The organism is Flavobacterium sp. PS2, assembly GCF_046250155.1.
In the GTDB taxonomy this organism is placed as follows: domain Bacteria; phylum Bacteroidota; class Bacteroidia; order Flavobacteriales; family Flavobacteriaceae; genus Flavobacterium.
Map to the genome: position 1 here is coordinate 2420263 of NZ_CP176426.1, position 12379 is coordinate 2432641.

General features: G+C 33.8%; 9 protein-coding genes. 5 read left to right on the top strand and 4 right to left on the bottom strand.

Translation table 11 applies throughout. The annotated features are described in order from the left end of the window. Positions 1-54: 54 nt before the first annotated feature. From ACJ6WR_RS10455 to ACJ6WR_RS10470, 4 genes are all read right to left on the bottom strand, one after another. On the bottom strand, positions 55-1221 hold the full coding sequence (locus ACJ6WR_RS10455; RefSeq protein WP_086895362.1) for a WG repeat-containing protein: 1167 nt from the start codon (positions 1219-1221) through the stop codon (positions 55-57). Between the two features lie 11 nt (positions 1222-1232). Then, entirely contained in the window at positions 1233-1895 is a 663-nt protein-coding gene (locus ACJ6WR_RS10460; RefSeq protein ID WP_052259437.1) for a WG repeat-containing protein, read from the bottom strand. A 161-nt stretch (positions 1896-2056) separates the two neighbouring features. Further along, positions 2057-2440 carry a DoxX family membrane protein gene (locus ACJ6WR_RS10465; RefSeq protein WP_039113447.1) on the bottom strand — a complete coding sequence of 128 codons (384 nt, stop codon included), beginning with the start codon at positions 2438-2440 and terminating at the stop codon, positions 2057-2059. Positions 2441-2444: 4 nt separating this feature from the next. Further along, positions 2445-3593, bottom strand: coding sequence for an ATP-binding protein (locus ACJ6WR_RS10470; RefSeq protein ID WP_409417755.1), 1149 nt, complete (start codon positions 3591-3593; stop codon positions 2445-2447). Between the two features lie 513 nt (positions 3594-4106). On the opposite strand from ACJ6WR_RS10470, the gene ACJ6WR_RS10475 reads away from it, so the two are divergent. From ACJ6WR_RS10475 to ACJ6WR_RS10495, 5 genes are all read left to right on the top strand, one after another. Then, positions 4107-4556: a hypothetical protein gene (locus ACJ6WR_RS10475; protein WP_035618624.1), complete on the top strand. Its 450-nt coding sequence runs from the start codon at positions 4107-4109 to the stop codon at positions 4554-4556. A gap of 174 nt (positions 4557-4730) precedes the next feature. Next, the gene (locus ACJ6WR_RS10480) at positions 4731-6020 is read left to right on the top strand and encodes a hypothetical protein (RefSeq protein ID WP_039113823.1); all 1290 of its coding nucleotides are present in this window, start codon (positions 4731-4733) and stop codon (positions 6018-6020) included. Between the two features lie 98 nt (positions 6021-6118). Then, entirely contained in the window at positions 6119-6544 is a 426-nt protein-coding gene (locus tag ACJ6WR_RS10485; protein WP_039113449.1) for a hypothetical protein, read from the top strand. Beyond that, a complete protein-coding gene (locus ACJ6WR_RS10490; protein WP_409417756.1) occupies positions 6541-8001 on the top strand; it encodes a gliding motility-associated C-terminal domain-containing protein in 1461 nt (486 codons plus the stop codon). Before ACJ6WR_RS10485 ends, ACJ6WR_RS10490 begins: the two co-directional genes overlap by 4 nt. Before the next feature lies 1 nt (position 8002). Then, positions 8003-12358 carry a type IX secretion system membrane protein PorP/SprF gene (locus tag ACJ6WR_RS10495; protein WP_409417757.1) on the top strand — a complete coding sequence of 1452 codons (4356 nt, stop codon included), beginning with the start codon at positions 8003-8005 and terminating at the stop codon, positions 12356-12358. Positions 12359-12379 lie beyond the last annotated feature (21 nt).

Genomic DNA, 12379 nt, shown 5'->3' on the forward strand with positions numbered 1-12379 from the left:
TTAGATTTCTTAGAATGTTAGTCTTCTTAGATTTTTGATAAATTATTTAAAGCTTTAATCTATTCGTTCTCCTTTGATGTTCAAATAAAATGTTTCGCCGTTAAGTTCTACTTCTGTTCTTTCTCCGCAATAGCATGTCATAGAATCGTATTTAAAAGGAATTATAGTTTGTCCTTTTTTATTGATTAATCCCCATTTATTATTAATGCTTGCAGAAGTATATTCGCCATCAAAAGCAAAGATTGAATCATATTTTAAAGGAATAATTTCTTTACCTGTTACATCGATGTATCCTACTTTTTCTTTAAGAATAACTTGTGCAATATTCCCTTCCAGAGCGAATATTTTATCATATTTAGGAGGAACTACTTCTTTACCTTTTGCATTCATTAATCCCCATTTGTTGTTTGTAACTATTATTGCAAAACCATTCGTAAAATCAAAGGCATCATCGTATTTTAGAGATACAACTTCTTTTCCTGTTTGGTCAACAAATCCAGTTTTGTTGTTTAATGTCACTAATGAAAAACCACCTTCAGATCCATAAACTTTATCATATTTTATAGGAGTTATTTCTTTTCCGTTAGTATCAATTAAACCTTGTTTTTCGTTAATGACAACAATTGCTAAACCATTATGATAGGCAAAAATCTGATCGTATTTTGGTGCTACAATTTGTTTTCCAGCTTCATTTACGGTACCATATTTAGAACCTTGTTTTACAGCAAAAAAGCCTTCTTCGGGAGCTAAAACTTCGTCGTATGTTGGAACTAGGATTTCTTTGGCGTTTAAATCGATAAATCCATATTTATTATTAAGAACTGTAATGAAATAACCTGAGTCTGGAGCAAATATTCTGTCATATTTAGGCGCTAAAATTTCTTTTCCTGTATTGTTTACAATACCCGATTTATTGTTTTTAACTACAATAAAAAGTCCTTCTTTTGGAGCAAATATATCATCATATTTAGGCGCTAGTATTTCTTTTCCTGTTCCATCAATAAAGCCCTGTTTTTTATTTTTTACGACGATAAAGAAACCTTCTTCTGGCGCAAACATCTTATCATATTTTGGAGCCAGGATATAGTTTCCTTCTTCATCTATTAATCCCCATTTATCTGTAACAGGATCTGAATAAGCTTCTTGTGCAATAGTTTTTCCTTGAGTTATTAATGCTAATAATAATAAGAATATGGTTTTGTTTAATTTTAGATGTTTCATAAAATGAGATTTCAATTTTTAGAAGTACGTTCTCCTTTTGAGTTAATATAAAATGTTTTTCCGTTTAGTTTTACTTCTGCGATACCCTTATTAAACGGCGTTACTCCGTCATATTTTAATGGGATAACTTCTTTGCCGGTTTGGTCGATAAATCCCCATTTTTTGTTAAGAAGTACTAACGTAAGACCATCACTTAACCAACCAATATTATCATATTTTATGGGAGTTATTTCTTTTCCGGTTTTATCGATTAGTCCGTATTTGTTGTTAATGATTACATTGGCTTGACCTTTATTAAAAAAGCCTGTATCATCGTATTTTAGAGATGTTATTTCTTTGCCATTTTGGTCGATGAATCCCCATTTGTTATCAAGCGAAACTGATGAAAATCCTTCTTCAAAAGGGGTTACCATGGTGTATTTTAGGGGTGTTATTTCGTTTCCTTTTTCGTCTATAAATCCCCATTTATAATCTAGTACTATTGGAGCGAAACCTTCATCAAATGAATAAATAGCATCATATTTTGGTGAACAAATAACAATTCCTTTTTCGTTTTTTAGTCCGTACTTATCTTGTATAGAATCTATAAATACTTCTTGCCCAAATGATTTTCCTTGAAATGAGAATATCAAAAAAAGATAAAAAATGTGTTTGCTCAATTTTAAATGATTCATGAATTTTAAATTTCAGGTATTTGTTTCTCGACTATAAATTCTGACAATCATCTAGTTAGAAACAAATAATTGTTCGCCAGATGTTATATCAAGTAACATTTGGCTTAAAAAAATGGTTAAAACAGGGAGGTTTGTTTTATAAATCTATTGAACTATTTTTCTTAGTTTAACCAATAAACGCCAATAACTGCTGGAATGAAATAAATTGCAATTGTTCTTGCACCATCATAATCCTTTGCCAATCGTTGTCCAAAAAGTAACATTATTAGTGTAATACAAGAAAAAATTGCGCCGTAGAATCCAAATTCTCTTCCGCTGTTTAAGAATAATTGTATTGAACCAACGATACATAAAATTCCTGAAATTAATTCTAAAACCAGAATATTAAATAAGGCAAGTGGTACTTGGTTCTTAAGTTGTGTTTGGGAAAAATGTCCCTTTAGCCAACTTACATTATCTTTCCAATAGAATATTTTGTCGTAAGCAGATTGAATAAATGTAACAGCTAAAAATACTAAAATTAGTATGGAGGCAATATTGTTCATCTTTTTATTTTTTATGAATTAAACGTGTTAGTTTTATGGATAAATCGGTTAAAATAATTTTTGCATTTCCGTTACGCTCAATATGATACATCGCATCAGAAAGCTCTTTGAATATATCGTTTATGTTGTTTCCATTTACAAATGGAGCAAAATTCTCTAGTTTAAACTTCTCAACTTTTGGTTCCATATATACCAAACTGGGTGCTTGGTAGTTAAGCAACAGCGCCTGACGGAACATTTCGATACAAAATTCCAGAAATTTTTTCTGGCTTTCTCTACCTAATCCTGCAATTTGCTCACTCCAGACTATTAAATCCTGAATTGCTGCTGCATTTCCTTTGGCTTTAAAAGCGGCACGAACCCAAGTAACAAACCATTGTTCGAATGGATATTCATCATCATCATTTTTTAATAAATGCAAGGCTTTATTATAATTACCTTGTGCTTGATGTGCTATTTTTAATGCGGCATTGGTTTCTATATTGTGTTTAGCAACTAATGCATCGGCAATTATTTTTTCGCTTAATCCATTAAAATGAAGTACTTGACAACGTGATCGTATGGTTTGAATTATTGATTCCTCGTTTTCGGATATTAAAATAAATATTGTCTTATCGGATGGTTCTTCTAATAATTTCAAAAGTTTATTAGACGCTGCGATATTCATTTTATCAGCCATCCATATAATCATGATTTTATAACCACCTTCATAAGATTTTAACGAAAGTGATTTTAAAACTTCTTGAGCATCTTCTACCCGAATTTCTCCTTGTTTGTTTTGTACACCAAGAATTTTATACCAATCAAATAATCCACCATAAGGAGTTTCCTGAATGAAATTGCGCCAATCCTGAATAAAATCTAAACTCTTTGGTTTAGTTTTTACATCTTCGGTTGTTACGGTTGGATATATAAAATGTAAGTCGGGATGGGATATAGACTGAAACTTTAAGTTGCAGGAAGCATTCCCATTTTCATTATCTGATCCAGAATTTCCACACAATATATATTGTGCGTATGCGATAGCCGCGGGTAAAGTCCCGGAGCCCTCTGGACCTATAAATAATTGTGCATGAGGGATCCTACCCGAAGAAGCACTTTTTATTAAGTGGTTTTTAATGTAATCTTGTCCTAAAATTTCAGAAAATAGCATGAAGCAAAGATAGTAGAAAATGATTTAGTCAAAAATTTTCAGAAATAAAGTTTGATGTCAATCTTGACTCGATAGTGTTCTTAAAATTTAAAATCTAAAAAGACATGAATGATCCATTTAATAGTTTTAAACATTGTTTTGGTATTTTTAGTTAATTTCTTTTTAAGGAAAATAAAAAATTAACAAAAAATCCCAGATTGGGTGTTTTATCAAATATATATTAACATTTTCTTGTTAATATCATTTTGGCTTAATTTAAAAAGGTAAGGTTTTTTTTAGTAATTAAAATATTAACATGTTGATAATTAGTCTACTAAAATAGCCTTATCTCCTACAAAACTGTTTTTTTTAAACTGTCAAAAAAAATCGACAAAGAAGCGTATTTTGTCGTTTAATAGCCTTTTTTTGTCCTATTTTGGCTCTTTTTGTTTAAAAAAAAGGATAATAAAAATTGCAAGTTAACTTTATTTATATATTTTTGTTTTTATAATTGAATTTTTAAAATCAGAATTTATGAAAGGGAAAATTATTTTTTTAAGCATCTTTTTAATGTTGTCAACTGAGGTGGTATCATCTCAAGCTAAAAATGCTCCCCAAAGCATTATTAGTACAACTGCACTGATTAGGAAATACCATGATCAGAAAGAATTAAAAGGTATGCAAAAAGGTGAATTGTTAGAATTATACATCGAGCGTATCAAAGTATTGGTAAAAACTTTACCTTATATTGCTTTGGCTACTAAACCAGGAGTTACGATGGCTGATCTAGGTATCCCGATGGATAGTGAAAACAAGAAAATCCAAGATGCTCAAGTAGCGTCGACTAATTCATTCCTAGATGTAACAGTAGAATTTCAGAGAAAAATGATGCCTTACTCTGATAAAGATAATTTAGTTGCAGCAATTTTGTTTTATGAAAATACACTTAAAACGTTGCACCTTTTCAATGAAAATAACGAATAATTTGAATCTATTTATGTCTTAAATCTCATTAATTAGAACGTATAATGAGATACAGGATATTTATACAACTCGTTTTCGGCGTTTTCTTTGATTTATCAGGAAAACTCCGAAATGAGTTTTTTTAATTTCATTAACTCAAATATCACTTTAGTGTTAATATTAAAACCTACTACCATGAAAAAATCATTACAAATTATTTGGATTGCCCTTTTTGCTGTGTGCAGCGTAAATGCACAACAAGAGAAAGGTATAATGGGTTATAGCAACTGGTTAAACAACTGGACAGAATTTAAACCCAACAAAGTTGATTATGGTGAAGCTAATCAGATTTTGGCTGGAAAAATATCAGTAAATACAAAATTATTAAAGAAGAATATTTACGTTCTTCAAGGTAATGTTTATGTAACAAACAATGCCGTACTTACAATAGAGCCAGGAACATTAATCATTGGTGATTATGATTCTAAAGGAACTCTTGTTATTACAAAAGGTTCTTCGATTATAGCTGATGGTTTAGAAACGGACCCAATCGTTTTTACTTCAAACAAAGCTGTTAAGAAAGCTGGTGACTGGGGTGGAATTGTAATTTTAGGTGATGCTCCGATAAATAAATTTGGAAACATCTCATCTGTAAATTACGATCTTGATCCTTCATTAACTACTTATGGTGGTGATAATACTACTGCAAATTCAGGTATTTTAAGATATGTTAGAATCGAATTTGCTGGTAAAAAAGTTAAAGGTTCTGGAAATTTCAACTCACTAACTTTGGCTGGTGTTGGAAGCAAAACAATTTTAGAAAACGTAATGGCTAGCTTCTCAGGAGGTGACTCATTTGATATGATTGGTGGAGATTTAAACATTAACAAATTTGTTTCTTATAAGTCTATCAACAACGATTTTAAATTTACTCAAGGAACTCAATGTAAAATATATAACTCTCTTGCAGTTAGATCTTCTTATTTAACTAGTAATAAAGAAGGTTCTCGTTGTATGGAAGTAGCTTCTTACGATAAGAAAGAAGAGACTGATTTTACTAAAAAACAAACGTTGGTTACTGCAGCAAATATTACCATGCTAAATGATAGTGATAACATTAGTGCAGATATTCAATCTGGATTAGTAAAAGAAGCTATTTATGTAGGTAGTAATGCAGCTATCGAGCTTAAAAGAAGTGTTATCTCTGGATTTAACCCAGCGGTAGTATTAGATAGTAAAATTGAGATCAATGATGCTAATTTGAAAAAAATTAAAATTGAAGAAATGTATTTCAATTTATGTAAAGGAAATATTTTCTCAGAATTTAATTCTAACAATGAAGACTTAGAGAACTGGTACGGAAACAGTATCTTCTTTAACGTTTATTCTCAAAGTAATAATAACGAAACTTTTATAGATATCTCTAATCCAAAAAGACCGGACTACAGACTTAATATTGGTAAAATTACAGCTTCAAACAAATAGTTTACCTACTTGTTTGTTTGATTCTTAATTTTTTTAAATACAATTTAGTCGTAGAGACATTTTATGTCTTTTAATTGGAAACATATATCTAAAAAAGAATGATCGCCCCACATAGTAAAAAAATACCATATCTGTTGTTATTTGGGCTCCTTATAACAACTAATCATACATTCGCTCAAGAGGCAACTACTGGAAAATCTGATTTTCCTGATACCTCGATTTGCGTTAATTCTATAGAAAAAACTGCTAAAGAGAATCTTTGCTCTTCACCAGTTTTAGAATTAAATACTACAACTGAGTTTATAGTAGAGTTGTCCGCCCCCATAGGTAGCTTTGCTATAAACTCAAGCGTAGTAAATAGTTTTAATGACATAGAAACCGACTGTTCGCAACCCAAGTTTACACTACAAAACAACAATCCTGTTGAAGTATTAGATGTAAACTGTAAGTACGATTTTTCTGAAACATTTATTGATAGCTTATTGTTTTTTGATAAAGATGTAATTAAAGAGCGTATCATATGATGAAAGAATTACCTACTATTCTTCGCAGAAGTTTTCTTTTTTTAATTGTTATTTTTTTTGCCAATACAAATTTATCAGCACAAATAATTATAGGGCAACCTACATTTAGTTTTAGCCCAGTTTGTGCTAGCCCTGGATTTAATGGCTATGATATAAATTTTAACTTTTCGCCTGTTACAGGATTGTTAGCAATCAATCAGTTTATAGTTGAGTTATCCGCCCCAGACGGAAGCTTTACTACAAACTCATCGGTAGTTTATACCTCTGCAGTTGGAGAAATTGTATCATCGCCAGGAAAAATAAGAATAGCGTTTCCAACGAATACTGCCGGAGAACATTATAGACTTAGAGTAAAAGCCACGGCGCCAGTAACTACTGGTCAGCCTTCGGTTGAATTTCCTGCGTACTATAAAGTTCATAATGCTCAATATACATTAAACAATTTTATCCCGACAGCGACATATTGTGCTGGTGGGAATTTTGTTTTATCTATTGATAATCCAGGTGGACCATTAAATGATTCTCCTTTAAAACACACAAACTTAACTTACAATTGGTATAAAGACAATGGTCTTGTCTTACCCGAAACTTTAGTTGCGGAGGCAAGTGGCGGTAGTTATACTGTTACACAGCCAGGTATTTATTATGCCAGAACCAATTATGGGGCTTGTATATTAAGCGCAAATTCTTACTCGAATAAAGTTACTGTTACCGAATCTACAACTGATGCAAGTACTACAATTACATCAAGCCTTGGAAATCCATTTTGTCCAAACGGAGGAACCACTACTTTAAGTGTCTCTGGAGGAATAAACTTTGAATGGTTTAAAGAAGGAGTTAAAATCGAGGGAGCAAATAATAAAACTTACGAGACCAATGTTAGCGGATTATATTCTGTTAAGATTGATTTTGGTGGTTGTACTGGTAATGGATCTATCAACTTGCAAAGTGAAGGTTCTTTTACAGGAAGTATTAATGTTCCCAATAGCAATGTGATTAATGTAGAAACAGGAGAGACATTAGATGTTACTGTTACTAGCGATGCTGTAGATCCTTCTTACAAATGGTTTTTAAATGGTGTAGTCATCCCAGATGCTATTACCAATAATTATTCGGTTAAAGAATTGGGTAATTATAAAGTAACTGTTACACAAACTACAGGTTGTACAGGAACCAAAGAATTTGGTTTTCAGGTATCGGATTCAAATCTTAAAAATATTCCAAATATAGTAAGCCTAAGTAGCGCATTTAATACTTGGGACATTCCTGCTGATTATAAAAATGCAGATACAAATGTTATGATAGTTAGTTCACAAGGAGAGGTGATGTTTAATGGTGTGGATTACGATCCTTCAAAATGGGAAATAAAAAGTTTTAAAAATATAAATCCGGTTTATTATTACATAATCACAAAAGGTAGTGATGAAAAAAAAGGATCTATAACTGTAATTAAATAATATGAAGAAAATATTACTATTCGTTACTTTTCTTTACGGCTCAACACATGTACTCTATTCTCAAGACAATGTCAAAGGGGATGGAGTTGTTTCGTTTTCAATACCAATCAGAAATTCATTAAAATTTAATAGATATATTATTAACCCAGCGTTCAGTTTTGTTCGCGAACAAAATTCCTATGCGAGTTTTTATAACAAGCGTCAGTGGGTACAATTTGATAATGCACCACAAACTTATTTATTTAGTTATTCAGGAAGATTTAGAGAAAATGAAGGTATAGGTATTGGTTTATTCCAACAAAATTATGGTCTTATGACTACTTTTGGAATCATAGGAAACTTTGCTCACAACGTAGTATTACAAGAAGACAGTAATCTTACTTTTGGTGCAAATGTTGGTTTTTACAAAAGCGGATTAGATCAGGGGAAAATCATCTCAAACGATATGAATCTTAATATCGATGACATTCCTTCAAATTCACTAATTACGATTAACCCAGGTGTTAACTACGGTAACGCATTTTTAGACGTTGGTTTATCTGTAAATAATTTATTGCTATATAATTTTGCCACTTCAGAGATGGTAAAAGACGATCCAGAGCAAGCTGTGGAAGTTCACCTTATGTACACAGGTTATATTGATGCTTATGGTTTTTTTGACAGAAGTAAATTCTCAGGTCTTTTAAAATCTGAATTCAAGAAAGACAAAACTGTCATTTCTGGATTGGCAATGATTGCTATTCCTAAAGGATTTTGGGCACAAGCAGGTTACAACACTTTATACGGAATGTCAGCAGGTTTTGGTGTAAATATCACACCAAAAATTGCTATTGAATATAACTACGAAAAAGGGACTGGTAATTTCTCCAATTTTGGAGCTTCTCATGAATTTGTTATTGCTTATAAATTTAAAAGCAAAAACTACTATTATGGAGATGACGAAGAAGAAGGAGCACTTATTGAACCTACTGTTGTCAAAAAAGTGGCACCAGCCAAAACAACTACAACTCCTGTCGTAAAAACAGATGGAGCTACAAAAGCTAAACTTGCCGCTGATGCAAAAGCCAAAGCTGATGCAGCTGCAATACAGGCAAGATTAGAAGCACAAGCAAAAATTAAAGCTGATGCTGAAGCAAAAATTAAATTGGCAGCTGATAATAAAGCTAAAGCCGATGCTGAAGCTCAAGCCAGAATAGAAGCAGCAAAATTAGAAGCGGCTAAGTCTAAAGCAGATGCTGAAGCACTTAAAACGAAAGCTCTTTCATCTGATGGAAAAACTAAAGTTGATGCCGATGCTAAAGCAAAACTTGCTGCAGATAATAAAGCTAAAGCTGATGCTGCCGCTCTACAAGCAAAACTAGCTGCAGATAATAAAGCCAAAGCTGATGCTGCCGCTCTACAAGCAAAACTTGCTGCGGATAATAAAGCCAAAGCCGATGCTGCAGCATTACAAGCAAAACTAGCTGCAGATAATAAAGCCAAAGCTGATGCTGCCGCTCTACAAGCAAAACTTGCTGCAGATAATAAAGCTAAAGCTGATGCTGCCGCTCTACAAGCAAAACTTGCCGCAGATAATAAAGCCAAAGCCGATGCTGCTGCATTACAAGCAAAACTAGCCGCAGATAATAAAGCCAAAGCTGATGCTGCTGCATTACAAGCAAAACTTGCTGCGGATGCAAAAGTTAAAGCAGATGCCGATGCGTTACAAGCAAAATTAGCAGCCGATAATAAAGCTAAAGCCGATGCTGCTGCATTACAAGCAAAGCTTGCTGCGGATGCAAAAGTTAAAGCAGATGCCGATGCGTTACAAGCAAAATTAGCAGCCGATAATAAAGCTAAAGCAGATGCCGATGCATTACAAGCAAAACTTGCTGCGGATGCAAAAGCTAAAGCAGATGCCGATGCATTACAAGCAAAACTTGCTGCAGATAATAAAGCCAAAGCCGATGCTGCTGCACTACAAGCGAAACTTGCTGCGGATGCAAAAGCCAAAGCAGATGCCGATGCATTACAAGCAAAACTAGCTGCAGATGCAAAAGCTAAAGCAGATGCCGATGCATTACAAGCGAAACTTGCTGCGGATGCAAAAGCTAAAGCAGATGCCGATGCACTTCAAGCAAAACTAGCAGCAGATAATAAAGCCAAAGCCGATGCTGCTGCACTACAAGCAAAACTTGCTGCAGATGCAAAAGCTAAAGCAGACGCTGATGCACTACAAGCAAAACTAGAAGCAGATAATAAAGCCAAAGCCGATGCTGCTGCACTACAAGCAAAACTTGCTGCAGATGCAAAAGCCAAAGCAGACGCCGATGCACTACAAGCAAAATTAGAAGCAGATAATAAAGCTAAAGCAGATGCTGCTGCATTACAAGCAAAACTAGCTGCAGATGCTAAAGCTAAAACAGATGCCGATGCACTACAAGCAAAACTAGCTGCAGATAATAAAGCTAAAGCCGATGCTGCTGCATTACAAGCAAAATTAGCTGCAGATGCTAAAGTTAAAGCAGATGCCGATGCACTACAAGCAAAACTAGCTGCAGATAATAAAGCTAAAGCCGATGCTGCTGCATTACAAGCAAAACTTGAAGCAGATGCTAAAGTAAAAGCAGATGCCGATGCACTTCAAGCAAAATTAGATGCTGATGCAAAAGCTAAAGCCGACGCCGCTGCATTACAAGCAAGACTTGCAGCTGATACTAAAGTAAAAGTTGATGCTACTGCATTACAATCAAAATTAGATGCTGATGCAAAAGCCAAAGCAGATGCCGACGCTAAGCTTGCAGCTGATGCAAAAGCTAAAGCCGATGCTGCTGAAGCACTTAAAATAAAATTAGCAGCCGATGCAAAAGCTAAAGCTGATGCCGATGCAATCCAGGCAAAACTTGATGCTGATGCTAAAATAAAAGCAGACGCTAAGGCGAAAACCGAAGCTGCCGAATTAAAAGCAATTATAGATGCCGATGCCAAAGCTAAAGCGGAGTCTGATGCATTACAAGCAAAAATAGCTGCAGAAGCTAAATTAAAAGCTAAAGCTGATGCAATTGCACTTCAGGCAAAATTAGCTGCTGATGCAAAAGCCAAAGCCGATGCAATAGCATTATTGGCTAAAGAAACGGCTAATGCAAAAGCGAAAGCTGATGCAGACGCAAAAGCCAAACTTGCTGCAGATGCAAAAGCCAAAGCCGATGCTGCAGCATTACAAGCAAAAGAAGCTGCTGATGCCAAACTTAAAGCGAAAGCTGATGCAGATGCTCAATTAGCTGCTGATGCAAAAGCCAAAGCTGACGCAATAGCATTACAAGCAAAATTAGCTGCAGATGCTAAAACGAAAGCTGATGCTGATGCCAAAGCTAAATTAGATGCAGATGCTAAAGCCAAAGCTGATGCTGACGCACTTCAGGCAAGACAAGCTCAGGATGCTGAACTAAAAGCGAGACAAGATGCAGATGCTCTTGCAGCATCAAACGCAGCTGCGAATGCGGCTAAAGATGAGACTGCTAAATCAATTGATAATTTAACTAGTGTGTTTGATAGTTCATATAAAACACAAACAGATTTATTGAATCAATTGACAGCTACAGTTGCTAAAAAACAAAAAGACCTTGATGACCTTAGAGAAGAAAATGATTTAAGTGAAAAAGGAATATATAAAGAACCGAAACCATTTAAGAGCGTAGCATCTGAAAATAGCGAGTTAGAGGCATTAAAATTACAAATAGCTCAAGTTAACAGCGAACAAAAAAATGCGTTAACCAGATTGACGAATTTGTATAATGAGCGACTTAAAAAAGTGCCGAATAAAAACGATGCACTTAACAAAAGTTACTTAGCCAAAATTGAAGCTTTAAAAGCAGAACAATTAAGAGCAGAAAAATCGAATGCAGATTTGATTGCTAGTTTAGAGAAAATTAAACTAGAAACTGAGATAGAGAAAAGACGTAGAATCAAGCGTGCGGCATTCGAGAATGACCAAGGTCGTTACCAACAAGATGTTGCTACTTTAAAACGTATAAAAGAAACGACAAGACCAAGTAGTAAACCATTAAAGGCAAATGATTTTGATTATGGCGATGAACAATCGAACATGCAAATTATCAAGAATGTTAAAAATGCAGAAAGTGGTTATTATTTGATTATTGCTGTACATAGTAGTTCAGATAAAAGAGATGAATTTTTGACCAAAGCAGTTTCTGCAGGACAATCAGATATTAATTTCTTTTACAATGTAAGTGCTAGTAAATATTACATCTATTACGATAAGTATGATAACTTACAAGAGGCTAGTAAAGCATTAGAATCAAAAGGTAATAAACCATACAACGGAAAAATGTCTATTGTAAAAGTCGAAAACGAATAAAACGATTATTGTATAAAATTA